At 72.3% G+C, this 24,557-nt stretch carries 21 protein-coding genes and 1 pseudogene; 10 read left to right on the top strand and 12 right to left on the bottom strand.

The genetic code is table 11. The features are described 5' to 3' along the window. Window positions 1-19: 19 nt before the first annotated feature. From EKD16_RS15520 to EKD16_RS15490, 7 genes are all read right to left on the bottom strand, one after another. Entirely contained in the window at window positions 20-1,978 is a 1,959-nt protein-coding gene (locus EKD16_RS15520) for an aconitate hydratase (protein ID WP_131099046.1), read from the bottom strand. 79 nt (window positions 1,979-2,057) lie between these two features. Continuing rightward, window positions 2,058-2,360 carry a hypothetical protein gene (locus EKD16_RS15515; RefSeq protein ID WP_131099045.1) on the bottom strand — a complete coding sequence of 101 codons (303 nt, stop codon included), beginning with the start codon at window positions 2,358-2,360 and terminating at the stop codon, window positions 2,058-2,060. A gap of 89 nt (window positions 2,361-2,449) precedes the next feature. After that, on the bottom strand, window positions 2,450-3,265 hold the full coding sequence (locus EKD16_RS15510) for an IclR family transcriptional regulator domain-containing protein (RefSeq protein WP_131099044.1): 816 nt from the start codon (window positions 3,263-3,265) through the stop codon (window positions 2,450-2,452). A 144-nt stretch (window positions 3,266-3,409) separates the two neighbouring features. Next, window positions 3,410-3,916 (bottom strand): DoxX family protein, encoded by a 507-nt coding sequence (locus EKD16_RS15505; protein WP_131099043.1) that lies wholly within the window; start codon window positions 3,914-3,916, stop codon window positions 3,410-3,412. Window positions 3,917-3,921: 5 nt separating this feature from the next. Beyond that, window positions 3,922-4,785 (bottom strand): dioxygenase family protein, encoded by an 864-nt coding sequence (locus EKD16_RS15500; RefSeq protein ID WP_131099042.1) that lies wholly within the window; start codon window positions 4,783-4,785, stop codon window positions 3,922-3,924. Then, the gene (locus EKD16_RS15495; protein ID WP_131099041.1) at window positions 4,769-5,599 is read right to left on the bottom strand and encodes a citryl-CoA lyase; all 831 of its coding nucleotides are present in this window, start codon (window positions 5,597-5,599) and stop codon (window positions 4,769-4,771) included. The genes EKD16_RS15500 and EKD16_RS15495 overlap by 17 nt, the downstream gene beginning before the upstream one ends. Continuing rightward, complete coding sequence (locus tag EKD16_RS15490; RefSeq protein WP_131099040.1) at window positions 5,592-6,782, bottom strand: CaiB/BaiF CoA transferase family protein; 1,191 nt, start codon at window positions 6,780-6,782, stop codon at window positions 5,592-5,594. Before EKD16_RS15490 ends, EKD16_RS15495 begins: the two co-directional genes overlap by 8 nt. Before the next feature lie 233 nt (window positions 6,783-7,015). Here EKD16_RS15490 and EKD16_RS15485 point away from each other — a divergent pair, with 233 nt between their 5' ends. The 3 genes from EKD16_RS15485 to EKD16_RS15475 all read left to right on the top strand — a co-directional run bounded on the left by EKD16_RS15485 (window position 7,016) and on the right by EKD16_RS15475 (window position 11,054). Further along, on the top strand, window positions 7,016-8,497 hold the full coding sequence (locus EKD16_RS15485; protein ID WP_131099039.1) for an amidohydrolase family protein: 1,482 nt from the start codon (window positions 7,016-7,018) through the stop codon (window positions 8,495-8,497). Between the two features lie 575 nt (window positions 8,498-9,072). After that, entirely contained in the window at window positions 9,073-10,092 is a 1,020-nt protein-coding gene (locus EKD16_RS15480) for an arabinan endo-1,5-alpha-L-arabinosidase (protein ID WP_131099038.1), read from the top strand. A gap of 287 nt (window positions 10,093-10,379) precedes the next feature. Then, window positions 10,380-11,054: a DUF5134 domain-containing protein gene (locus tag EKD16_RS15475; protein WP_131099037.1), complete on the top strand. Its 675-nt coding sequence runs from the start codon at window positions 10,380-10,382 to the stop codon at window positions 11,052-11,054. A gap of 175 nt (window positions 11,055-11,229) precedes the next feature. On the opposite strand, the pseudogene EKD16_RS15470 reads toward EKD16_RS15475, so the two are convergent. Both EKD16_RS15470 and EKD16_RS15465 read right to left on the bottom strand, forming a co-directional pair. Beyond that, window positions 11,230-11,412: pseudogene (locus EKD16_RS15470) on the bottom strand (GntR family transcriptional regulator); the annotation flags it as partial. Between the two features lie 132 nt (window positions 11,413-11,544). Beyond that, the gene (locus EKD16_RS15465; protein WP_131099036.1) at window positions 11,545-11,784 is read right to left on the bottom strand and encodes a winged helix-turn-helix domain-containing protein; all 240 of its coding nucleotides are present in this window, start codon (window positions 11,782-11,784) and stop codon (window positions 11,545-11,547) included. A 280-nt stretch (window positions 11,785-12,064) separates the two neighbouring features. Between EKD16_RS15465 and EKD16_RS15460 the strand changes: the two genes are divergently transcribed. Together EKD16_RS15460 and EKD16_RS15455 are read left to right on the top strand one after the other, a co-directional pair. Further along, on the top strand, window positions 12,065-12,502 hold the full coding sequence (locus tag EKD16_RS15460) for a hypothetical protein (protein ID WP_131099035.1): 438 nt from the start codon (window positions 12,065-12,067) through the stop codon (window positions 12,500-12,502). Next, entirely contained in the window at window positions 12,502-12,798 is a 297-nt protein-coding gene (locus tag EKD16_RS15455) for a hypothetical protein (RefSeq protein ID WP_131099034.1), read from the top strand. The genes EKD16_RS15460 and EKD16_RS15455 overlap by 1 nt, the downstream gene beginning before the upstream one ends. Before the next feature lie 1,802 nt (window positions 12,799-14,600). Here EKD16_RS15455 and EKD16_RS25415 read toward each other — a convergent pair. Next, window positions 14,601-15,452, bottom strand: coding sequence for a siderophore-interacting protein (locus EKD16_RS25415; RefSeq protein WP_165498681.1), 852 nt, complete (start codon window positions 15,450-15,452; stop codon window positions 14,601-14,603). A gap of 1,800 nt (window positions 15,453-17,252) precedes the next feature. Here EKD16_RS25415 and EKD16_RS15445 point away from each other — a divergent pair. Beyond that, window positions 17,253-18,383 carry a CapA family protein gene (locus tag EKD16_RS15445; protein WP_131099032.1) on the top strand — a complete coding sequence of 377 codons (1,131 nt, stop codon included), beginning with the start codon at window positions 17,253-17,255 and terminating at the stop codon, window positions 18,381-18,383. 138 nt (window positions 18,384-18,521) lie between these two features. Here the strand turns inward: EKD16_RS15445 and EKD16_RS15440 are convergent, their stop codons facing one another. After that, window positions 18,522-20,204 carry a sodium:solute symporter family protein gene (locus tag EKD16_RS15440; RefSeq protein WP_131099031.1) on the bottom strand — a complete coding sequence of 561 codons (1,683 nt, stop codon included), beginning with the start codon at window positions 20,202-20,204 and terminating at the stop codon, window positions 18,522-18,524. Next, a complete protein-coding gene (locus EKD16_RS15435; protein WP_242676988.1) occupies window positions 20,201-20,536 on the bottom strand; it encodes a DUF4212 domain-containing protein in 336 nt (111 codons plus the stop codon). The genes EKD16_RS15440 and EKD16_RS15435 overlap by 4 nt, the downstream gene beginning before the upstream one ends. A 268-nt stretch (window positions 20,537-20,804) precedes the next feature. Here EKD16_RS15435 and EKD16_RS15430 point away from each other — a divergent pair, with 268 nt between their 5' ends. From EKD16_RS15430 to EKD16_RS15415, 4 genes are read left to right on the top strand one after another with little or no spacing between them, the layout of a single operon-like run. Then, on the top strand, window positions 20,805-21,227 hold the full coding sequence (locus EKD16_RS15430; RefSeq protein ID WP_131099030.1) for a hypothetical protein: 423 nt from the start codon (window positions 20,805-20,807) through the stop codon (window positions 21,225-21,227). A gap of 33 nt (window positions 21,228-21,260) precedes the next feature. Beyond that, the gene (locus EKD16_RS15425) at window positions 21,261-21,584 is read left to right on the top strand and encodes a hypothetical protein (RefSeq protein WP_165498584.1); all 324 of its coding nucleotides are present in this window, start codon (window positions 21,261-21,263) and stop codon (window positions 21,582-21,584) included. Further along, on the top strand, window positions 21,584-23,269 hold the full coding sequence (locus EKD16_RS15420; protein ID WP_131102604.1) for a solute symporter family protein: 1,686 nt from the start codon (window positions 21,584-21,586) through the stop codon (window positions 23,267-23,269). The genes EKD16_RS15425 and EKD16_RS15420 overlap by 1 nt, the downstream gene beginning before the upstream one ends. Continuing rightward, window positions 23,266-24,555 carry a GAF domain-containing sensor histidine kinase gene (locus EKD16_RS15415; RefSeq protein WP_131099029.1) on the top strand — a complete coding sequence of 430 codons (1,290 nt, stop codon included), beginning with the start codon at window positions 23,266-23,268 and terminating at the stop codon, window positions 24,553-24,555. The genes EKD16_RS15420 and EKD16_RS15415 overlap by 4 nt, the downstream gene beginning before the upstream one ends. Window positions 24,556-24,557: the final 2 nt, after the last annotated feature.

Here is a 24,557-nt window from a genome sequence, read left to right as displayed (position 1 = left end):
CCGGCAGCGGCCGTTCGGATCACGCCAACGCGCTCGCCAGCAGCGGGATCTGCCCGCCGGCCAGGACCGCCTCGACCTGGCCCTCGGTGAGGCTGTGGCGCAGGGTGTAGGCCTCGCCCTTGGTGTCGTTGCGCACCGTCACGTCCCCGCCGCCGGGCAGGACCTTGTGCAGGTCGTCGAGGATGAGCACGTCGCCGGCGTCGATGCGGTCGTAGTCGGCCGTGTCGGCGAACGTCAGCGCCAGGACGCCGAAGTTGGCGAGGTTCTGCCAGTGGATGCGGGCGAATGACTTCGCGATCACCGCGCGCAGGCCCAGGTACCGCGGGGTGATGGCGGCGTGCTCGCGGGAGGAGCCCTGGCCGTAGTTCTCCCCGCCGACCACGATGTGCCCCGAAGCCTGGGCGATCTCGCGCGCCCGGCGCGGGTAGTCCTCGTCGATCCGGGTGAAGGTGAACTCCGCCAGCTTGGGCACGTTCGAGCGGAACGGGAGGGCCTGGGCGCCGGCCGGGGAGATCTCGTCGGTGGAGACGTCGTCGCCGACCTTGAGCAGCACCGGCGCCTCCACGCTGTCGGGCAGTGGCGGGAAGTCCGGCAGCGCCGAGATGTTGGGGCCCTTGACCAGTTCCTCCTGCAGCGACTCCGCACGCGGGGGCGGAGGAACCAGCATCCTCGTGTTGACCCCCGAGCGCTCCGGCAGGTCCAGCTCGGGGTAGGCGATCTGCATCTTCTCGGCCACATCGCGCGGGTCGGCGATCACGCCCGCCAGCGCTGAGGCGGCCGCGGTCTCCGGCGAGCACAGCCAGACCGAGTCCTCCTTGGTGCCCGACCGTCCGGGGAAGTTGCGCGGGAAGGTGCGCAGCGAATTGCGGCCGACGGCGGGCGCCTGGCCCATGCCGATGCAGCCCAGGCAGCCCGCCTGGTGGATACGGGCACCCGCGTTGATCAGGTCGAAGGTGGCGCCCATCCGCGTCATGTCGGAGAAGATCTGGCGCGATGACGGGTTCACGTCGAAGCTGACCGCGCTGTCGGTCTGGCGCCCCTTCACCATGGCCGCGGCGATCGCGTAGTCGCGCAGCCCGGGGTTGGCCGACGAGCCGATGACGACCTGGCCGACGTCCTCGCCCGCCGCCTCGCGCACGGGCACCACCTTGTCCGGCGCCGAAGGCCGCGCGATCAGCGGTTCGATCGTCGACAGATCGATCTCGTCGGTGACGTCGTACTCGGCGTCGGGGTCGGCCAGCAGTTCGGTGAAGTCCTCTTCGCGGCCCTCGGCGCGCAGGAAGTCGCGCACCGCCTCGTCGGCGGGAAAGACCGTGGTGGTGGCGCCCAGTTCCGCGCCCATGTTGGCGATGACGTGGCGGTCCATCGCGGTCAGGGTGTCGACGCCGGGCCCGTGGTACTCGATGATGCGGTTGACGCCGCCCGAGACGGTGTGCCGTCGCAGCATCTCCAGGATGACGTCCTTGGCCGAGGTCCACTCGGGCAGCTCGCCACTCAGCCGCACGCCCCAGATCTGCGGCGCCGTGATCCGCAGCGGTCGCCCCGCGATGGCCATGGCCACCTCCAGACCGCCGACGCCCACGGCCAGCATGCCCAGCGACCCCGCCGCGCAGGTGTGGGAGTCGGAGCCGACCATGGTTTTTCCGGGCACGCCGAAACGCTGCATGTGGGTGGGGTGGGATACGCCGTTGCCCGGCTTCGAGTACCACAGCCCGTACCGGCGCGCCGCCGAGTGCAGGAACGCGTGGTCCTCGGCGTTCTTCTCGTCGGCCTGGAGGAGGTTGTGGTCGACGTACTGCACGCTGACCTCGGCCCGGGTGCGGTCCAGTCCCAGTGCCTCCAGCTCCTGCATCACCAGCGTGCCGGTGGCGTCCTGGGTGAGGGTCTGGTCGACGCTCAGCGCGATCGGCCGCCCCGGCACCAACTCGCCTTCGACCAGGTGAGATTCGATCAGCTTGTGTGCGACACCGCGTCCCATCTCGCTCCTTCCCTCTTTACCCGTCGAGGCTGACCGCACAGCAGCACGGCAAACGGGGCACTCGTCACACGCCGCCCGGCTACGCGTCCAGCGCGCGCAGGGCCTCCTCCCAGCGCTCGCGCCGCTCGGCCGGTGCCAGCTCCCACCAGGGCGTGCTCCGCTCGCCCAAGCCCGTCTTGGCCAGCCGGACGCGCTCGCGGGCGGCGGATTCGGCTTCGCCGTCGCCGGCGCGCAGTGCCGCACCGACAGCGCGCCGGGCCGACATCAGGTGGGCGACCAGGCGCTCGCGCACCCGTTCGGGAAGCAGCGGGTCGCTCGCCCGCCAACGCCGACCGCCGACGACGACGAAGCGCCCGTCCTCCGTGCGGTCGAGCCGGTCCACACGGTTTTCCTTCCCGCACCGGCGCCGGCGAATCCGGGCCGCGGCCCGCGAATGCCGAGGCGGGCCGTGCGGCCGCCGCGAAGGGCCGCTCAGTCCTGTCGGCGAGCGGGGGTGAGCACCTCCATCGGGTGGGCCTTCCACGCCTCCCAGTCGGCGCTGATGGAGCTGGCCGCGCCCAGCAGCAGCGGCAGGTGGCGCTCGGTGAGCGTCTCCACGGGCGTCTCGGCGGCGTGGGCGTTGACGTTGACCGCGGCGACCACGGCGCCCTCGCCGTCGCGGATCGGTGCCGCGACGGAGCGGATGCCCGGCGCGAGCTCCTCGTCGGTCAGCGCCCAGCCCCGCGCACGCACCTTGCTGAGCACGGCGTCGAGCTCGTCGCGCGTGCGCCGGCACCGCGGCTCGATCCCGGACCGGGACGCCTCGGCCAGGGTCCGGTCGAGTTCAGTCGGGGAGAGCGACGCCAGCAGGATCTTGCCCAGTGAGGTGACCGGCGCCGGGAAGCGGGTGCCGATGGTGACCGCCAGGGTGACGAGTTTGGGCACCGCCACGCGGGCGACATAGACGATGTCGGAGCCGTCCAGCTGGGCGATCGAGCAGGATTCGCCGGTCTGCTCGACCAGCTTGCGCAGGTGCGGCACCGCCAGGTCCCACATGCTCTGCGAGCGGATGTAGGCCATGCCCAGGTCGAGCACCCGCGGCGTCAGCGAAAACTCGCCGCCGCTGCTGCGCACGTAGCCCAGCTGCTCCAGGGTGATCAGGATGCGGCGGACGGTGGGCCGGGCGAGCCCGGTGGCGGTCGCCAGCTCCGAGAGCGTCATCGCGGGCCGCCCGGGCTCGAAGCAGCGCAGGACGTCGAGTCCGCGCGCGAGCGCCTCGATGAACTCGGGGGTGCTGTCTCGACGCATGCACGACCTTTCACAGACGTCTCGCCCGGTTGCGGCAGGCCACCGGTTCAGCCTAGCGCCCGCGTCCGCGCCGATCGGCGGCAGCGGTCCGGGTGTGCGCTGCGGGGCCGCGGCGCGGCCCGGCGCGCCGTCCGGGCGCCCGGTTCACCCGGCGGACTCGGAACGGCGCAGCAGGGCGCGGCGCCGCAGCAGCAGCGGTGTCGCCGCGACGGCGCCCACGACCACGGCACAGGCTCCGACCCAGAACGGCGGTGCGGCCAGTCCCAGCACGGCGTCCACCGAGTAGGCGCCCGGGCCGGTGAACGCCAGCGCCGCGGCTATCAGGCCGTAGGTAAGTGCTACCTCGTAGCCGCCGTGGTGCGCCCACAGCCCCTTGTCGGCGTTCGCCGCGGCGGCCACGACCATGGTGCCGCACACGATCGCCGATCCGAGCGGGGTGGCCGCGCCCAGCAGCACCAGCGCGGCGCCCGCGGTCTCCGACAGCGACGCCGCCACCACCATCGGCCGTGCGGGGCGGAAGCCCAGGGCGTGGAACATCGTCGCGGAGCCTTCCAGCCCCGCACCGCGGAACCGGCCCAGGCTCTTCTGGGCGGCGTGGCCCAGCAGCAGCGCCGCCAGCGCCACCCGCAGCAGGAGCAGACCCGTGTCCACGACGATCACGCCTTCGGCTGCAGCACGAAGTCGAACCCGGCGGTGGCGAAGGGTGTGTCGAAGGCGGTGCCGTCGGGAGCGGTGCCCGACTCGTGCCGGTGGAACGGCACGATCAGCTCCCGCTTGGTGCCGAACACGACGTCGGAGTCCAGGTAGCGGGTGCCTTCCTCGAAGATGTGCGTGATGAGCTTCTCGTAGCCGGGCTCGTTGATGAGGAAGTGGATGTGGGCGGGGCGGAAGTGGCTGATGCGGGTGCGCTCGACCAGCTCGCCCACCGGCCCGTCCATGGGAATGGAGTAGCCCAGCGGCACGACGCTGCGCAGGCAGTAGGAGCCGTCGTCGCGAGTGCGGTACTTGGCGCGCAGCCGCGCTTCGTCGACGTCGGCGAGCTGGGCCTCGTAGACGCCCTCCGAATCGGCCTGCCACACGTCCAGCACAGCCCCGCCGACGGGCGCTCCGGTGTCGTCGCGGACGGTGCCGTGGACGAAGAGCGGCACGCCCTCGGCGCCGTCGGACATGTCGTGGCCGTAGGGCGCGGCGGGGGAGTCGTCGATGTAGAAGGGGCCCAGCACGGTCGCCGGGGTGGCGCCCGGCCCGAAGCGGTTGTTCATCTGCACGACCAGCATGCTCAGCCCCAGTACGTCCGAGGCCAGGATGAACTCCTCGCGCTTGTCGTCGCTGATCCGCCCGGTCTCGGTGAGCCAGCGCATCGCCGCCAGCCATTCGTCCTCGGTGAGGTGGACCTCGCGGGCGAAAGCGTGCAGGTGGCGCACCAGCGCCGTCATCAGCTCGGCCATCCGGGGGGAGTCCGCGGTCGCCCAGCGCTCGACCGCCAGCCCGGTGATGTTGTCCTCAGTCGCGTAGGCCATCGTCGTCTCCGTCCTCGGGTGCGGTGTAGGTGGCGTTGCGGTCGACGAGCAGATACGTGTCCATGGCCATCGGGCGGCGCCGCTCCTCGGCGAGCTGCCCCAGCAGTCCGCCCGCCCGCGCCAGCAGCGCGAACCCCCGCAGCAGGTCGGGCGGCAGGTCCAGATCGGCCAGCGCCGCGCCGCAGACCCCGGCGCCGTTGAGGACCAGCCGCCGCCCCAGCACCTGCTCGTGGGTGCGCCCGATCGCCTCGAACAGGTGCAGGTGCGGGCCCTTGAGTTCTTCCTCCGCGGCGATGCGCAGCAGCGCGGGCGTGCGGGGGTCGCCCTCCTTGTGCACGGGATGGCCCAAGCCCGGGATGATCCGCCGGGCGGCGCGCTCGCGGGTGACGACCTCCAGCGCCAGGTCGTCCCACTCGGCCGGCGTGGCGGGCTGCTCCTCCCGCGTTTTGAGGACCTCGGCCAGGAACCGTCCGGTGTCCTCGGTGACGCCCAGGAACCGCGATCCGCCACCGAGCAGGCCGGCGGCAAGGGCGCCCTGCAGGGAATCCGGTGCGCTGAGGTAGGTCAGCCGGGCTGCGATGGCGGTGGGGGTGAAGCCGTGGTCGGCAAGCGCCACCAGGCACGCCTCGAACAGGCGCACCCGGCCGGGGGAGGGGCGCCGCTGGGTCACCATCCACAGCACCAGCTCGCCGAAGCCGACCCGGCCCATCAGCTCCTCGGCCAGGTCTCGGCCGAGCAGGGAGATCGTCGACGACGTGGAGGTGCCCAGCGAGGTCGGGAAACTCGGTGCGGTGTGCTCGGATCCCTCAGCCACGGTCGTCCTCCTCGGTGCCGTCGTCGCCGCCGGCGCCGCCAAGCCACGCGCGGATCTGCGCGGAGTGCTCGTCCAGGCGGGGCGGCGGGTAGGTGTAGCGCGCCCGGCTGCGCGAAAGGCGGATGGGGTTGCGGATGCCCGGTACCGCGGCCTCACCCTCGCCCGCCTCCACGACCGGGGTCAGGCCCAGGGAGTCGGCGAAGGCGACCCCCTCGTCCACGGTGTTGATCGGTGCGCAGGCCACACCGGCGCCGATGAGGGTGTCGAACCACTCGGCCTTCGTGCGTGCGCCGAGCGCCTCGACCAGATGCGGGCGCAGCTCGCCGCGGTTGGCGGTGCGGTCCTGGTTGTGCGCGAAACGGGGGTCGCCGACCAGGTCGGGGCGGCCCAGCGCCTCGCACAGGCGGGCGAACTGCGCGTCGTTCCCCGCGATGACGATGATGTCGCCGTCGGCCGCCGGCAGCGGCTCGTAGGGGAAGAGGCTGGGGTGGGCGTTGCCCATCCGGTAGGGCACCGTGCCGCCGGCGGCGTAGGCCCCCGACTGGTTCACCAGGCCGGACAGGGCCGAGGAGAGCAGGTCGACCTCCACGTGCTGGCCGCGGCCGGAGCGGGTGCGCTCGTGGACGGCGGAGAGGATCCCGATGGCGGCGTGCATTCCGGTGATCACGTCGAACACCGAGATGCCGGCGCGGAAGGGCGGCCCGTCGGGGTCGCCGGTGAGGCTCATCAGCCCCGACATCGCCTGGACCATGAGGTCGTAGCCGGGGATGGCGGCGCCCGCGCCCGAGCCGAACCCGGAGATGGAGGCGTAGACGACGCCGCTGTTGTCCGCGCTGACGCTGGCGTAGTCCAGGCCGAAGCGTTCGAGGCCGCCGGGTTTGAAGTTCTCGATCACGACGTCGGCGCGCCGGGTGAGCTCGCGGGCCGCCTCCAGGTCGCCGGGATCGGCCAGGTCCAGTGCGACCGAGCGCTTGTTGCGGTTCACGGACAGGAAATAAGTCGCCTGGTCGCCGCGCGTGGGCGGCGACCAGGTCCGGGTGTCGTCCCCCGTGGGGGACTCCACCTTGATCACCTCCGCGCCGAGGTCGGCGAGCAGCATCGTGGCGTACGGGCCCGCGAGGACCCGGGAGAGGTCTGCGACCAACAGGCCCGACAGCGGGCCGTCCCCCGTCGGCTCATTCATCGAGCGGCCTTCCTTGTGTTCACTGTACGGACTTACGTCCGAAATCAGCGTCGGTCCGCCGGTGCGCTGTGTCAAGGGGAACGATGCCCTCCGTGCGTCCGGGCTTGCGAATATGGCCGACGGGTTCGAGAGGTCTTGTGGGGCCATTGACAAGTGACCGCTGTCACATCAGTCTGAAAGGACTTTTCGATCGCCTGACGGACGAACGTCCGACAAACCGCGGGAGCTGCGAGATGGCCGACGACACCCCTCGCGAGCCGGTCCCCGAGCCGGGGCGGCCCATCGTCTTCAGGAACGGCACCGTCCTGGTCATGGACGGCACGGGGCGGGTTCTGCACGACGCCGACGTGCTGGTGTCCGGTGACCGCATCGAGGCGGTCGGGCCCGGTCTCGACGTGCCCGAATCCGCCCGCGAGATCGACGCCTCCGGCGGCATCGTCATGCCGGGCATGATCGACACCCACCGCCATATGTGGCAGACCGTCCTGCGCGGCTACGGCGCCGACTGGACGCTGTCGCAGTACTTCGTGTGGTTCTACCTGGAATGGGGCTCCCGGTTCCGGCCCGAGGACATCCGCACCGGCAACCTGCTCGGCGCCTGGGAGGCCCTGGACGCCGGCGTGACGACCACGGTCGACTGGTCGCACGGGCTCGTCACCCCCGACCACGCCGATGCCGCCGTCGACGCGCTGGAGGAGGTGCCCGGCCGCTACGTCTTCGGCTACGGCAACATCCACACCGCCCCCTGGGAGTGGGCCGCCTCGCCCGAGTTCCGCGCCTTCTACGAGCGGCGGTTCCACGGCAGGCGCGACGACATGCTCGGCTTCCAGATCGCCTTCGACGTCACCGGCGAGGAGTCCTTCCCCGAGCGTCCCGCCTTCGAGGCCGCCCGCGAACTGGGCGCCGCCGTCACCACGCACGCCGGCGTTTGGGGCGCCACCGGCGACAACGGCATCCGGCTCATGCACGAGCACGGGTTCATGACCCCCGAAACCGTCTACGTGCACGCCGCCTCGCTGTCGGAGGACTCCTACCAGCGCATCGCCGCGACCGGCGGTTCGGTCTCGGTCTCCACCGAGAGCGAGCAGAGCGCGGGCCAGGGCTACCCGCCCACCTGGCGGCTGCGCCGCCACGGCATCCCCGTCTCGCTGTCCACGGACACGGGGGTCTGGTGGAGCTCCGACATGTTCAGCGCCATGCGGGCCACTCTGGGCGCCGACCGCTCCCGCGAGCACCTGGAGGCCCACGCGCGAGACGAGACCGTCACCCACAGCCACCTGCGTGCCGAGCACGTGGTGGACTGCGCCACCCGCGGCGGCGCGCACGCGCTGGGCCTCTCGCGCTTCGTCGGCAGTCTGGAACCGGGCAAGAAGGCCGACGTCGTGCTCATCAAGAACGACGCCTCACCTGTGATGTTCCCGCTGCTCAACCCCTATGGCCACGTCGCCTTCCAGGCACAGCGCGCCGATGTGCACACCGTCCTCGTCGACGGGCGGGTGGTCAAGCACGACCACCTCCTGGTCGGCGCGGACCTGCCCGCCGCCCGCCGCGCGGCCGATACGACCCTGGACTACCTGCGCCAAGAGATGGGCGACGCCTGGAACGAAGGCATGAACCCCGACATCCCGCCCACGAAAATCCTGGACAACCCTTACACCTACACCGAGTTCCGCGACTCCTCCACCCGCCGCCGCGCCGCGGCGGGGGAGGGGTGAGAACGGCCCCGTTTCCGGCCCCGGCTCGCGGCACGGCGGGCCGGGGCCGCGCCGCGCGGATGCATCGGTGCCGGGGTCGGCGGTGTGATCGGCCGGGTGGGCCGCGCGCCGGGTGATCCGGGGCGGCTTGCGGCGCCGGAGGCCGCTCGGCCCGCAGCGCGCTCGTGTTCGCAAGGGTTGACGCTCCGAAACGGCGAGCTTACGATGCATGAACGGTTACGAAACGTGTTCGCAACCGAACCGCAACCGACGACCCGGTCCCGATCCCCGAGGCGCACGGCGCGATGGAAATCGCGGCCGCATCGGCTCGCGGATGCGAAACGGGGCGCCGGTTCACGAACCGCCGCCCGACCACCCCCGCGGCGGCCGTCCGGCGTCGCCCACACAGATCGACCCCTATACGCATCCGCCGCGAAATGTTAGCGCTAACAACAACCGTCGGGCACCCGTGGCTCCGCCTGACCCGTCAGGTCGAGACACCGGCCCGGACCGGACCCTCCTCGCGTGCCGCGGCGACGCCCGCGGCACCCCGGCGGTGACCGCACCGCCGCATCCCCCGAGATCCAGGAGACACCTTGAGCGAACGCCCCCGAACCCCATCGCTACCGATCCTGTCGCGCCGGCGCGTGCTCGGCGCCGCCTTGGCCACCGGCGCGCTGGCCGCGACCTCGGCCGTCGCCGGGACGGCCGGTCCCCGCCGCGCCGCGGCCGCCGAGTACCCCGGCCCCGGCCACGTCACCGGAGACGTCCGGGTGCACGACCCCTCCTTCGTCAAGCGGCACCAAGGCGGCTATCTCGTCGCCCATACCGGCAACGAGGTGGCCCTGAAGACCTCCACCGACCGGACCGCCTTCTCCGACGCCGGCTCCGTGTTCCCCGGCGGCGCCCCCTGGACGAGCCCCTACACCGACGGCGCGCGCAACCTGTGGGCGCCGCACCTGTCCCTGCACGGCGGCCGCTACCACCTCTACTACTCCGCATCCACCTTCGGCTCCAACCGTTCGGCGATCTTCCTGGCCACCAGCACCAGCGGCGACTCGGGAACGTGGCGCAACGAGGGCCTGGTGATCGAGTCGTTCCCCTCCGACGACCACAACGCCATCGACCCCCACCTGCAGGTGGACGGCGGGGGCCGCTGGTGGCTCGCGTTCGGCTCGTACTGGTCGGGCATCAAGATGGTCCGCATCGACCCGGCCACCGGCAAACCCGCGAACGGCGCGCTGCACTCCCTCGCGGGTCGCGGCGGCGGCGCCATCGAGGCCCCGACCCTCTTCCGCCGCGGCGGTTGGTACTACCTGTTCGTCTCCTTCGACATGTGCTGCCAGGGGGCCGACAGCACCTACCGCATCATGGTCGGCCGCTCACGCAGCATCACCGGCCCCTACTACGACCGCAACGGCACGGCGATGACGGACGGCGGCGGCACCGAGATCCTCGCCGGCCACGGCGGCATCAACGGCCCCGGCCACCAGGACGTCTTCGCCGACAGCGACAACGACATCCTCGCGTACCACTACTACGCCGACGACGGCACCGCACTGCTCGGCGTCAACTGGCTCGGCTGGGACTCCGCGGGCTGGCCCTACGTGCACTGAGGGGCCTATGGGCGAACCGACCCGTTCGCGGGCGGCCGGATCGCCGATCCGGCCGCCCGGTCCGCAGGCCCGGTGGGGGCCCTGTGGAGTGTGGGGACTCGGGAGCATGGAGGTGCGCCGAGTCCGGGGCCGCGGCCGTTTCCGGTCACCGGCCCGGCACGTCGCGCAGCACGGCCGGGGGTACGCCCCCGTACGGGTGCCGGAGGGTGAGCGGCCTGTGCCGGGCGTGCCGAACAGGGTGCTCCCGCGGATCGTCGGCGGCCGGTCGAGGTGAGGGGGCGCCAGCGGTGGTCGCAGCGCATATGGGCGAGTACACGGGACACGCCGTGGCGATGCCCGGGATGCCCGAGTGGCTGCGCCTGGGCGGTGCGGTCGTGCTGGCGGCGGTGGCCGCCGTGCACGGGGTGCACGGCGCGGGGATGCACGGGCAGCGGCGGTGGTGGCACCTGGGTCACGCGGTGATGGCGGCGGGAATGGCGGCGATGTACCTGCTGCCCCGCATGGACTACGAACCCCTCTACGGGGGCGGGCTCGCGCTCTTCGCGGCGCTGGCACTGGCGACCGTCGGCGCCGCGTTGGGGCTGCGTTCGCGCGAGGGGGCGCTGAACCCGATCTGGACCATGTCCGCGCTGGACTACCTGGCCATGACCTACATGCTCGTCGACCCCGCGGTGCGTCCCGCATGGCCGGGCCTGCTCCTCGCCCTCTACCTGGCCGTCGCCGCCTTCGGCTGGACCGTCCGCGCCTTCGACCGGCTCCCGGCCTTCGCCCGCCCGGCCGTCGCCGGTGCGGAGCCCCCGCTGCCCGCCGCGCCGAGTGGCACCGACGGCGGTGCCGGACCGGCTCTGCTGTCGGCCGCTCCGCAGACCGACCCGGCCCAACGGCCGCGCACCCGAGTCTCGGTCGCCCTGACCCTGGCCCTGATGGCGGCCGCGATGGCCTACATGCTCGTCGCCATGTGATCCGCCGCCGCAGGGGTGGGTGCTGCCGGAGGGGCTTCCGGCTTCGGGGGTGCCCTGCGTGCGCTGATGGCCCGATGAGAGCGCGGCCGAGTCGCGCCCGACTCGCCCGGCTACTGCGGCGCGCCGTCGCCTTCGGTGACGAACAGGCCGCGACCAGTGCCGTGATGAGAAGCCCCTCGCCCTTCAGTACCTCCAAGGCCTTCCTGATCGTGTTTCTGCCGAGTTCGAACTCCTGCTCCAGTTCGCTCTGCGAGGGGACACGGCGTCCGGGAGGGATCTCTCCGGAATCGATTCGGGCCCGCAGGATGGCCGCCAACTGTTGATACGGCGCCTGTACACCGTCGCGGTCGATGGACATGATCGTGACCTTAGGTGACCTGGGCTGATTCCGGGCAGGTTGGGCGGGCAGCCGCGTTGTTGCGTGCAGCGTTTCCGCCGCATGGCGATCGACTCTCCGTCCGGAAACGAGCCGCACCGCCGCTGGCCGCGGCTACTCGGGCGGGACGCGGACGAAGGTGCCCCGGCCGGGCGAGGTCACGATCAGCTCTTCCTCCGCGAGGATCGCATAGGCCGCCCGCACGGTCCGGCGCGAGACGTCGAACTCGTCGCACAGTTCCGACTCGGACGGCACGCGCTGATTCGGCCGGTAGGTGCCGTCTTGGATACGGCGACGCATGATGCCCGCTATCTGCTTGTGCAGCGGTTCAGGTCCTTCCAGTGCATCGCCCATGGCACAACGCTAGTTGGGCTGGGACGTCGCTCATCAGCATGGGACGTAAAGAGACGGGACGTGACAGGTCAAGTCAGGTAGCGTAAAGTGAATACCCCTGCACCTGTAGAGGCCCCGCGACGGTTGCAGCCGCCCGGGGCCGTGGCCCACCAGAGAGGACCTGGTAGACATGCACACCCTAATGGCCCGCGCGGTCGCGCTGTGGCGTGCGGCGTTTCCGCCGCATACCGGTCGACCTGCCCGCCCGAACACGCGCCGCACCGCTCGCGTGCGCCCGTACGTGCCCCTGCCGAGTACTCCGGCGCCCGCTCCCTGCGAGGTGGCGCCGCGCGCGGCGTTGGTGCGCCCCTACGTGCTCGCGGTCGGCCCGCAACGGTCCCGCATCGCCGAACGGGCGGCCGTCGCCGCCGTGCGCCCCTACGTGCTCGCGGTCGGCCCGCAACGGTCCCGCATCGCCGAACCGGCGGCCGTCGCCGCCGTGCGCCCCTACCGTCGAGTGGTCGAGCAGCCTCGGCGGTGCCACACCGGCGCACCCCGAACCGATCGGCCCGAACTCGTCGGCATCACCGACACCCGCGCCGTGCCGGGGCGACCTGGCACGGACAGCCTGGACGACGTCCGTAGCGCGCTCGGTCCGCCCCTGCGCGCGCTCATCGCCCAGCGGCCCGATCTCGCCTTCACGCCCGGAACGCCGTCCCGGCCGGTGGGGGTGCGCTGATGGATGCCGACGACGCCACCGCCGCGGTGCTGCTGGGCATGCTGAAGGCCCGCTACTCCCACCGCTGGAGCATCCGCCGCACCGAGCATCTGTGGATCGCGACCGCGGTCGATCCCGGCGCCGACCACGCGCCCACCGTCATCCACCCCGATCTGGAACGGTTCGTCCGTGAACTGGAGGACCCGCCGGCGCGAGCAGGCCGTCCTTCGATCCTGTCGGCCGCATGGGTCGCCGCGCAGTTCGACCGGGTCGGCGAAGACGGCGCCTACTACCGCGACGAGCCGCCATCGACCTAGAGGGGAGCGAGTCGGGAGTGCCCTGGCGTCCGGCGCGCACCGGACGCCAGGGGTCGGCGGCGGGGCGGCTCGGGTTCGCTGGGCGGCCTTGTGGTCTGCCGGGTGCCGGGAGGTCTTTGGGGAAGGCGGCATCGAGGGCGGCGGTGGGCCGGCCCCGCGGTCACCGGGTCGGGTGCTCGCCGGTGGCGCGCGCGACGGGGCGGCGGCTCCGGTCTGCTGTGCGGTCTTGTCGGTCTGCCGGGTGGCGGGTGGTCTTGGCTGGAAAGCGGCGGCGACGGTGGCGGATGGCTGGGCCTGCGGTAGTCGGTTCGGGTGCCCGCCGGTGGCGGCGGCCGACGAAGGGCAGCGACGGCGCCGGCGGGGCCGGGCCTGCGGTGGTCGGCGGCGGTCACCGGCCCCCGGGGGGCGCCGCCCGGTCGTCGGGCGGACCTGATGCGGGGCCCGACGTCGGTCATGCGGCCGGGTCGGGGCCACGAGATGCACGTAGGTGCGGCGGCATCAGCCTGGGTGCCGCCCCGAGGTGCCGTCCTCGCACCTCTATTCCGCTATTCGAAACAAAGCGGGGTGTTTTGCCCACGAATGCCCGATTTCTCGGTGGGTCTGCCTCCGCGCTGCTGCGGCGAGGGCGCACGAGGCGCGCCGAATGGCGCGAAAACGCCCCCGGCGTCGACTTTTCGTGCGTCTCGTGGCCACGGCACCCGCCGAGGCCGCCCGCAAAACGGGCATAGGCCCCCAAAAGTCCACCTCATCGGGCGGTGCGACTCCCGGAGGTCGCGCCCGGGCGCAACGAGCGACGCGCCGTCGCCCCCGGCCCCCAATTTGGCGCGCCCCGGGCCGTGCGGGCACCCGCGATCGCGCCCCACCCCGCTGCCTCCGGCCGGTGCGGGCTCGGTAGGGGACACGGCGGCACCCAGCCGGCCCACCGGCGCCGGTATGTTCCCTATGCCGGTCCATCCGGCGATGATCGCGAACTTTTGGCCGCGGGAATGCGCTTTCCTGCGACCATAAGTTCGCGATAGACGGGCCAAGCCGCGCCGAGTCTGTCTCCAGGGCTGGATTCGGCGCCGAATCCAGCCCTGGAGACAGACTCGGCGGGGGCCGATGCCACCTATTGCAGGGTTTCGACCAGACAGCGGCCACAATCCGGTGAAAACCGCGCATTGGATGCGCCAACCGGCCCGCCGCGGCCCAACGCCGCCCCCGCCGACCGCCGCCACCGGCGAGCACCCGGCCCGACAACCGCGGGCCGGACCCGGCGCCGTCCTCGCTCCCGTCGTTCCCCGCCAAACGACCCGCCGCCCGGTAGACCAACAAGGCCGCCCAGCAGACCCGAGCCGCCCCTTCGCTACGCACCGCCACCGGCGCACACCCGGCCCGTTGGGCGCGGGCGCCACCCCACGCCGCCCCTCGCCGACCACCGCCACCGGAGAGCACCCGGCCCGTTGGGATCGGGCCCGGCCATTCGCCGTGCCCGCTGCCGCCTTCCCGTCGAGTCCGCCCGACACCCGGCAGGTCGACAGGGCCGCACAGCCGACCCGAGCCGCCCCGGCCCGCCCGCCCATGGGAGCCGGGCCGATCCAGCACTTCTTCAACACGGCTTAGCCGCGGCGACCGGGCCGGGGCGCGGCTCGTGCGGAGCCGGAGGTCCGGTCGGGCGGGCGACGGTTCTTCACTCCACACCAGGCGCTGGCCTCGTATGCGTCCACGGAGCGGGGCGGCGCCCGCCACCCGTCGGCCGCGCGACACGAAGCGCCCGCCGACTGGAGTCGGCGGGCGCTTCGTGTCGGGGAACGGGCCGGGTGTCAGCCCTCCTGCGCCGCCCCCTCGGTCTCCTCTTCGCTGGCGCGGTTCCACTCGCGCTTGGCCGACTGCCAGCCGTCCTCGTTCAGACCCGTGCGCCAGTAGCCGGAGATGGACAGCTGCTCCAGCGGGATCCCGCGCTCGTTGCGCAGCAGCCGCCGCAGTTCGCGGACGCAGCCCGCTTCGCCGTGTACGAAGGCGTGCACATGCCCGGCGGGGAAGTCCAGGTCCCGCACGGCGCGCGCGAGCGGCACGCCGTAGGGTTCCTGCCCGCGGTGCAGCCAGGTCGGCGAGACGCCGCCGGGGCTCTGCAGCTTCTGCTCCTCCTCGGGATCGGCGACCTCGATGAACACGTGGGCACGGGCGTCCTGCGGCAGCCGCTCCAGCGCGGCCGCGATGGCCGGAAGCGCGCTCTCGTCGCCGGCCAGCAGGTGCCAGTCGGCGGCCGGGTCGGGTGCGTAGGCGCCGCCGGGGCCGGAGAAGTAGAGCTCGTCACCGGGTTGCGCGGCGGCCGCCCACGGTCCTGCGACGCCCTTGTCGCCGTGGTGCACGAAGTCGACGGTCAGCTCGCGCGCCTGCGCGTCCCAGTGGCGGACGGTGTAGGTGCGCATGATCGGCCACGCCGCGCGCGGCTCCTCCTCGCGGATGCGGGCCACGTCGAAGGGCTCGGGGTAGGCGCCGCCGTCGGCGGGGAACAGCAGCTTGATGTAGTGGTCGGTATAGGTGTCCGCGTCGAAGTCGGCTAGCCCGTCGCCGCCCAGTACGACGCGGATCATGTGCGGGGTGAGCCGCTCGACCCGCTGTACCAGGGCGCGCCTGGCCCGCGGACTTCTGCGCCCGCCGCGTTCTGCCATGGTCGTTATCCTCCTCGGCCCGCCGCCGCGGCCCCGGCGCGTACATGCGACGGGGCGGGCCGCCGGGGCGCGGTGTCCCGGCGGCCCGCCCCGGTCGGATGCGGCCGGTGTCCGAAGAGCGGGCCTACTCGATCGCGGATCAGGGGTGTGCGGTGCCGTTCGCGCTTGGGGGAGCGGTACGCCGAGCCGCTCGGCGGCGGTGACGTCCTGCCACACCTTCGCCGCCACAGGGACGCCCTGCTCGTTGAGCGCCACCGCAGTCGCCGCGCTGCGCTCACCAGGGTAGAGGACCTCCTGCCCGCCCTCAGCGGGGGGCAGGCCCTTCACCGTCTCCAGGGTCCGGGCCACAGCGGCCCGGTAGTCCTCGCCGTCGCCGAACGCCGCCGATCCATAGCGATGATCAGCGCGTTCCGGTGCCGCGGTGAGGGCGGCGGGCAGTGGGGCCCGCAGTTGTCGGTTCGGGTGCTCGCCGGTGGCGGCGGCCGACGGGGTCTGCGACGGCGCGAGTGGCGGCGGCGGGGCCGGGGCTCGGCCGCGGGTGGTGGGACCGCCCGGGGCCGCCCGGTTGTCGGCGCGGGGCTGATGCGGGGCCGGGCCGGCGGTCATGCGACCGGGTCGGGGCACGAGTTGCACGTAGGTGCGGCGGCATCGGCCTGGGTGCCGCCCTGAGGTGCCGCCCTCGCACCGTCACTCCGCGATACGAATCGAAACGGGGCATTTTGCCCACGAATGCCCGAGTTCCCGGTGGGTCTGCCCCCGCGCTGCTGCGGCGGTGGCGCACGAGGCGCGCCGAATGGCGCGAAAAGCGCCCCGGCGTCGACTTTTCGTGCACCTCGTGGCCGCTGTGCCCGCCGAGGTCGACCGCAAAACGGTCATAGGCCCCCAAAAGTCCACCCCATCGGGGGGTGGAGCTCGCGGCGGCCGCGCCCGGGCGCAACGAGCGACGCGTCGTCGCCCCCCGCCCCCCGATTCGGCGCACCCCCGGGGGCGTGTGAGCACCCGCGACCCCCCGCCGCGCGGCCTCCGGCCTGCGCGGGCCCGGCCGGAACACGGCGGCGCCTCCCCGTCCCCGCGCCCGCTATGTCCGATGTCCCGGGGTCGACCGCGGCGATCGTGGCCAAACTCCCAAGAAACGCCGCTGGATTTCGTCATATGCCCACGATCGTCCCGTCGCCCTGCGACATAACGGACACACGACCCCCTCGCCGCCCGCAGCCACCGGCGGGCACCGGTTCCGTTGGGCGGGGCCCCGCCATCCGGCGTCCTTGCTGCCGCTTTTTCTGCAGGCCACCCGCCGCCCGGCCGATCACAAGGCCGCCCAGTGGACCCGGGCCGCCGCCGCGCGCGCAACCGGCGGGCACCGGAACCGACGCCCGGCGGGCCCCGCCCTTCGCCGTCCTCGGTGGCCCCGCCGGGCGCCCAACCGGCGGGCACCCGAACCGATGGGCGCAGGCCCGGCCCCGCTGCCACCGTCGTCGCCGCTTTTCCGTAAGACCCCCTGACACCCGGCAGACCGACAAGACCGCCCAGCAGACCCGACCCGGCCCGCCGCCCGCCGCAACCGGTGGGCGCCCGGCCCGTCGACCGCGGGCCCGGCCACCCGCTACCTTCGCCGCTGCTTTCCGCAAGACCACCCGCCTCCCGGCAGACCAACAAGGCCGCCCAGCGAACCCGAGCCGCCTTGGCCACTATCCGGGATCAGAAGACCCTCTCCTGTTTCCCCCTCCTTTTTCACCCCCTGTTCCGGGCGTGTCGCCTGTCACCGACGTGCCAGGACACCGTCACACCTAGGCTGAAAGCATGGCTGCCGCCACGGTGACCTTGTTCCTCTGCGGCGACGTCATGCTCGGCCGCGGCGTCGACCGGATCCTGCCGCACCCCGGCGACCCCGAGTTGCGGGAGCCGCAGATACGCGACGCCGGCGACTACGTCCGGCTGGCCGAGCGGGCCAACGGCCCCATCCCCGCCCCTGTGGATCCCGCCTGGCCCTGGGGTGCCGCGCTGGGTGAGCTGGCGCGCGTCGGACCGGATGCGCGGGTGCTCAACCTGGAGACGAGCGTGACCCGCAGCGGCGATTTCGCCTCCGGCAAGGCCGTCCACTACCGGATGGATCCGGCCAATCTCGACTGCCTGTGCGCCGCCGAGCCGAGCGCCTGCACTCTGGCCAACAACCACGTGCTGGACTTCGGCCGCGCCGGCCTGGCCGAGACGCTCGACAGCCTGTCGGCGGCGGGATTGAGGGCGGTCGGTGCGGGACGCGGCGCCGACGAGGCCCACCGTCCCGCTGCCGTCCCCCTCGCCGGCGGCGGGCGCGTCCTCGTCTTCTCCCGCGGAACTCACTCCAGCGGCATCCCGTACGACTGGGCCGCCACACCCGAGCGCTCCGGCGCCGCCCTGGCCGAGCGGGCCGAGAGCCGCCCGGTCGAGACGGCGGGCCGTGTCACCGAGGCGATCCGCGGCACCAAGCGGCCGGGCGACATCGCGGTCGTCTCGGTGCACTGGGGGAGCAACTGGGGCTTCGAGACCGCTCCCGAGGAGACCGCGTTCGCGCATGCGCTGATCGATGGCGGCGCCGACGTCGTGCACGGGCACTCCTCGCACCACCCGCGAGCCGTAGGCATGTATCGCGGCAGGCTCGTCCTCTACGGCTGCGGCGACCTCGTCAGCGACTACGAGGGGATTCCCGGCTACGAGGAGTACCGCGGCGATCTGCGGCTGCTGTACTTCGCCGAGGTGGAGACCGGCTCGGGTCGGCTCGTCGGACTGCGGATGGTTCCGCTGCGCGCCCGGCGGATGCGCCTGGAACACGCCGGGGACGGCGACGCGCGGTGGCTGCAGGGCGCCCTCGACGATGCCGGCCGCGGTCTGGGCTGCCGTATCCGCCGAGAGCCCGACGGCTCCCTCGCGGCGGTCCCGGCTGCGGCTGTGTGAACCGCCGCGGCGCGGCCCGTGCGGGGCGCGCCGCGGCGAGCGGTGCGGGCACGAGGCGGCCCCTCCCGCTGGGAGGAGACGGGAGGGGCCGGGCTCGGTTTCTGCGCGTAGGGGATGGGGTCAGGGTGGGCGGAGGGCCTACTCGCCGCCGGAGTCCGCCGCCGAGGTGTGGCGCGGGACCGACGGGTAGCGGATGCTCTCCACCATGTCGGTGATGTGCCGCGACGGCGGCGCCGTCAGCAGCGAGACCACGATCGTCACCACGGCGTTGACCAGCGCGCCGACGGCGCCGATGCCCTCGGGGCTGATCCCGAACACCGGGTCGTGGGCCGCCAGCCCGAACACCTCCAGCGTGTAGAGCATGTAGGCGATGGTGAAGCCCAGGCCGACGATCATGCCGGCCGCGGCCCCTGTGGCGTTGCAGCGTTTCCAGAAGATGCCCAGCACGATGGCCGGGAAGAAACTGGACGCCGCCATACCGAAGGCGAACGCCACCACCTGCGCGACGAACGCCGGCGGGTTGATGCCCGCCACCACCGCGACCACGATCGCCACGGCCATCGCGATCCGCCCGGCGAACAGGCGCTCGTAGTCGCCCGCCGACTTGCGGAAGTAGCGGAAGTACAGGTCGTGGGAGACCGAGGAGGAGATGACCAGCAGCAGGCCGGCCGCCGTGGACATGGCCGCCGCCAAGCCGCCCGCCGCTACCAGCCCGACGATGGGCGCCGGGAGGCCGGCGATCTCCGGCGAGGCCAGCACCAGGATGTCGTTGTTGACCGTCAGGTCCGCACCCGCCGCGGGGTCGTTGCTCACCGAGTTGACCACATTGGCGTTCTCGTTCACCTGCACCAGACCGGTGGCCGCCCAGTTCTGGACCCACTGCGGCAGGTTGTCGGTCGAGACGCCGTTGACCCCCTGCAGGAGGTTGAACTTGGTGAAGGCGCCCACCGCGGGGGCGGTGGTGTAGAGCAGGGCGATGAAGAACAGCGCCCAGAACGCCGACCAGCGCGAGCCGCGGACCGTCTTCGTGGTGTAGAAGCGGATGATGACGTGCGGCAGACCCGCCGTACCGATCATCAGCGCCATGGTGACCAGGAAGATGTCGATCATCGGCCGGCTGTTGAACGGGTCGGTGAAGACCTGCAGACCCAGCTCCACGGACAGGTCGTTCAGGCCGCTGAGGATCTGGCCGAAGGACACCTGCGGGATCGGGATGCCGGTCATCGTCTGCGCCACGGCCACGGCCGGGATCAGGTAGGCGATGATCAGCACCGTGTACTGGGCCACCTGGGTGTAGGTGATGCTCTTCATGCCGCCGAGCACGGCGTAGACGAAGATGACCACCGCGGCGATGATCACGCCCCAGGTGATGTCGACGTTGAGGAAGCGGCTGAACACGATGCCGCCGCCGTTCATCTGCCCCACGACGTAGGTGAAGGAGACGATGATCGCCGCGACCGCCGACACGGTGCGCACCAGCTCGGAGTACCGGTCGCCGACGAACTCGGGGACCGTGTACTTGCCCCACTTGCGCAGGTAGGGGGCCAGCAGCAGGGCCAGCAGCACATAGCCGCCGGTCCAGCCCATCAGGTAGATGCTGCCGTCATAACCGAGGAAGGCGATCAGGCCCGCCATGGAGATGAACGACGCCGCCGACATCCAGTCGGCCCCGATCGCCGCCCCGTTGGCGATCGTGGGCACGCCGTGGCCGGCGACGTAGAAGCCTTCGGTCTCACGAACGCGGCTGCGCCAGGCGATCGTCATATAGGCGCCGAAGGACAGGACGATGAAGATCGTCGTCCAGATCTGGATATCGCTCACGACGCACCCCCTTCATCGCTCTTGCCGCCGGAGGCTTCGTCGTACTCATAGACCCCGAACCGCTTGTCGAGGCGGTCCATGAACAGGCAGTAGGCCAGAATGAGCAGCAGGAACACGTAGATCGACCCCTGCTGCGCGAACCAGAACCCCAGCGGGAACCCGGCGATGACGATCTGGTTGAGCTGCTCCACGAAGAGGATGCCGCAGCCGAACGAAACAATGAACCAGATCGCCAGCAGGACCACCATGAGGCCGAGGTTCCGCTTCCAGTACTCACGCCTCCAGCCGTTACCGCCCGGGGGTCCCGGGCTCTTGTCTTCCGTATCAGCCACGTTCGTCTCTCCTAGCAACCGGGTAGGGACTTCTCGACACGCGGGCCCCGTACCGCTGGGGTAGACATCAGCGCATTTGTGGCCTTCGACACAAGCCCGATGCGGGCGAACGGCCGATTCGTCTCCCGAACGGTCGCCTGGGGTCGACGAATGGCATAGGTCACAGTTTCTACCGCTCGCAGCGACCCGCCGACCGCTGGCGCAGCCGCCCGCGGATTCCGGGTCCGGCCCTCTCAACAGGGGCGTCGCCAATGGTTAGGATTCGGCCATGTCGCCTTCCACCGGCTCCGCCGCCCCCACCGCAGCGCGGCGCATCTTCCACACCGGCAGCGTCGGCCTGCTCGCCGGCGGTCTGCTGCTGATCATCGGGGCGTTCACCCCCTGGGTCTCCACGCCGCTGGGCAACCTGAACGGCATGGCCGGGCCGGGCCTGTGGGTGCTGTGCGCCGGCGGTCTCGCGCTGGCCGGCGCCCTGCTGCCCTACCGGCGCGTCGCCCTGGCCCACGCGATCATCCCGGCCGCCGCAGCCGGCGGCCTCGTGCTGTGGCAGCTCGGCACGCTCGTGTACTTGAGCATGGCCACCGACAGCTGGGGCAAGCTGCTGCCCGGCGTCGGCCTGGTCATCGTCGGCGCCGGCACGGTCCTGCTCGTCCGGGCGGCCCGCCGCATGTCCGCCGCGTCCCCGGCCTGAGCCGTGCCCCGCCCCGAGGAGCCGGAGATCTCTTTGGGCTCCGCCGACGAGCACGACACTCCCGCCGAGGTCGACGCGGCCTTCCGCACCCTGCGGCGCGTCGCCATCGGCCACGTCGCCGTGTTCACCGGCGTCATCGTGGCCGTGCCGCTGCTGACGGCCGCCTTGGACTGGTGGTCGCAAGGTCGCCTCTTCGGCGGGATGAGCCCCATGTTCGCCATGACCGGACTCGGGCTCTACGCCTTCTTCTTCGTGATCTGCCTGGCCGCCGCGACCCTGTCCAACGCGGTCGAGGAGCGGATGCTCGGCGGCCCCGCCCGCGAGGCCCACCACCAGGACGGGGCGCCACCGCCGTGATGGCGAGCATCCTGCTCCTGGTCGTGCTGCTGGCGGCCGTGGTGTCGGTCGCCGTCCTGATCCGCCCGCAGCGCGCCTCCACCTTCGAGTTCTACCTCGCCGGGCGCCGCGTCGGGGTCGTCACCAACGCCTGCGCCATCTGCGGCGACTACTTCTCGGCCGCGTCGTTTCTGGGCGTGGCGGCGGCCGTCTACGCCTCCGGTCTGGACGGCATGTGGTACGCGACCGGCTTCGCCGCGGGGTTCGTGCCGGTGCTGCTGTTCATCGCCGCGCCGCTGCGCCGCTTCGGCGAGTTCTCCATCCCCGACTTCCTGGGCCGGCGGCTGGAGTCGCACAGCGTGCGGCTGACGTCGGTCGCGATCGTGCAGCTGATCATCCTGGCCTACCTCGTCCCCCAGGCGGTGGCCAGCGGCATCATCTGGGAGTTGTTCGTCGGCCACGGCGTGGGCGACCTGTCGCCGTATGCCACCGGGGTGGTGATCTCCACCGCCGCGATCATGCTGATGGTGGCCTTGGGCGGGATGCGCGGCACCACCTGGACCCAGGCCGTGCAGTTCCTGCTGCTGCTGGCCATCTTCGTGTGGCTGGCCATCGTGGTGGTGGGCTCGGGATTCAGCTATCCCGACGCGCTGCGGGAACTCTCCTCGCGCCCGCTGGCCAACCCCTCCGACAGCGGCGGGGGGTGGCGCCTTGAGCCGGTCGTCAACCGGCTGCACCCCGAGGAGGCCGCCTTCTTCGGCGAGCCGGGCGGACAGTACGACCAACTGGGGCAGTTCGCGCTGATCCTGTCGCTGGCCCTGGGCACCGCCGGGCTGCCGCACATCATGAACCGCTACTTCACCAGCCCCACCGGCACCGCCGCGCGCATGACGACCGTGTGGGTCGTGGGCCTGGCCGGCCTGTTCTACATCCTGGCGGTGCTGCTGGGCACCGCGGCGCGCTCCATCATCGCCGACGTCGCCGCCGAGCTGCCCTGGGTCGGTGCACTGACCACCGGCGGCGTGCTGCGTGTGCCCGAGTACGCGCTGCTGGTGCTCGGGCAGATCTTCGGCGGCCGCGCCGGCCTGGGCCTCATCGCGGTGGGCGCCCTGGTCGCGGTGCTCTCGACCATCGCCGGGCTGCTGCTGGCCTCGGCGGCCTCATGGGGCCACGACATCTACGAGCGCTACATCAATCCCAACGCCACCCAGGGCCAGGCGCTGTGGGCCGGACGCGCGGCGGTCGCGGTCGTGGCCGTGCTCTCGGCGGGGCTGGCGCTGGGCGTGCGCCCCGAGGCGCTCACCGGGCAGTTCCCCTCCATCGTGGCGACCATGGTCACCTGGGCGTTCGCTCTCGCGGGCTCCGCGCTCACCCCCGTGTTCATCCTGGCCATCTGGTGGCGGCGCACGACCGGGCCGGGCGCCGTGGCGGGCATGATCACCGGGACGGCGGTCGCGGTGGTGATGTGCGCGGCGGGGCTGCTGCACAACGATGCCGACTACGCACAGGTGCTGATGACGCCCACGTTCGTCTCCGCGCCCTGCGCCGCGGCGGCGACGGTGGCGGTGTCGCTGCTGAGCCGGCCGCCCGCTGATGTGGACCGCATCTGGCTGCGCATGCACGGCACCGCGGCCGACCGCCGGGCGGTGCGGCTCGCCCGGCTGACGGTCGCCGGCTTCGGCGGGCGGAACGGAGAACGCCGATGAGCAACGGCAGCCTCCCCCTCGCCGGCGTCATCCTCCTCGCCTGGGGAGCGGTCTACCTGGTCACCCAGCTGATCACGGCGCCCCCGCTGGGTACCGGAACAACCCTGCTGATCGGCACCGGCCTGACCACGGCGCTGATCTTCGGCTACCCCTCGGCGCTGCGCGGCCCCCGCAGCAAGCGCCCCGCACAGCCGATCACCACCCGCCTGCAGCAGGGCCGGCACGGCACCACCATCGCGGCGGTCGGCCGGTCCATGCCGCTGCGCTCCGGGCTGACCGGGGAGGGCGCGCGGCGCACCGCCCAGCTCCTCCAGCCGCTGCTCAGCGGCGCCGCCGTCGCGATCACCGATCGCGAGCGCGTCCTCGCCTTCGTGGGGCCGGGGCGCGACCACCACCGCTTCGGCGACACCGCCCCCGCACCGACGGAACGCGCACTGAGCCGGGGCAAGACCGTCCTCGTGCGCCGCCGCGGCGAACTCGGGTGCCCGCACGGGCAGTGCCCGCTGCGCACCGCGGTCGTGGCGCCGCTGACCGACGGCAACCGCACCGTCGGCACCCTGCAGGTGTACCGCGGCGACGGTGCGCTGTCGCCGCAGGGGGTGGTGGAGGGCTTGGCGGGTATCCTCTCGCTGCACCTGGAGCTGGCCGAGCTCAACCGCCGCCAGCGGCTCGCGGTCGACGCCAAGCTCGACGCGCTGCGCGCCCAGATCAACCCGCACTTCCTGTTCAACACCCTCAACACCATCGCATCCAAGGTGCACACCGACACCGAGGAGACACGGCAGCTGCTGGTGCGCCTGTCCGACTTCTTCCGCTACGTGGTGCGCCAGGAGGGGCACTTCGCCGAGTTCGGCCAGGAGTACTTCTTCGTGCGCACCTACGTGTCGCTGGAACAGGCCCGCTACGGCGAACGCGTGCAGGTGCGCTACGACATCGATCCCCAGGTGCTCACCGCCCACGTCCCGGTCCTCATCATCCAGCCGCTGGTGGAGAACGCGATCAAGCACGGGTTGGCGAGCAAGGTCGAGGGCGGCACGGTGACGTTGAAGGCGCGGGTGGATCCGCTGACCCGCACCACCTCCATCCGGGTCGCCGACGACGGAGTCGGAATCCCCGCCGACCTGCTGAAGCGCATCTCCGACGGTGAGCGCGGCGAAGGCGACGGCCAAGGGCTGAGCAATATCGCTGGACGCTTGGCATCGCTCTACGGGGAGCGCTATCGTCTGGACATCCAGTCCACCGAGGGCGGCGGGACCGTCATCGATCTGCGAATCCCCTTTGGATGACT

The organism is Streptomonospora litoralis, from assembly GCF_004323735.1.
GTDB lineage: Bacteria > Actinomycetota > Actinomycetes > Streptosporangiales > Streptosporangiaceae > Streptomonospora > Streptomonospora litoralis.
This window is presented reverse-complemented; position numbering and strand designations above follow the sequence as displayed.